The following is a 258-nucleotide window of genomic DNA, read 5'->3' on the forward strand; positions in this document are numbered from 1 at the left end:
TACCAGCAACCGGTGCGGAGTCAGCTGGGGCTGCTACGAAGGTGTTGGAGACGTTGCGCACCAGTACGCCTGTGACGTCTGGCAGTTTGCTGAAGTCGACTGAGGAAGTAGCATTGTTCAACAGAACTTGTACTGCTTCTACTTTGGTGACGATGGAGGAGCCTGTTGCACCGGCTGTGATGTTACCGCCATTGACGATGATGAGGGTATCTGTACCGTCGCCGCCTGTGATGCTGTCGCCTGTTTCGAGTGTGTCAG

At 55.0% G+C, this 258-nt stretch carries 1 protein-coding gene; it reads right to left on the reverse strand.

What is annotated here, in order from left to right; genetic code table 11:
• Positions 1 to 258: hypothetical protein (locus H8L32_RS27420; protein ID WP_186951028.1), on the reverse strand; the 258-nt coding region annotated here is incomplete at both ends.

The organism is Undibacterium hunanense (assembly GCF_014284335.1).
GTDB classification, from domain to species: domain Bacteria; phylum Pseudomonadota; class Gammaproteobacteria; order Burkholderiales; family Burkholderiaceae_D; genus Undibacterium; species Undibacterium hunanense.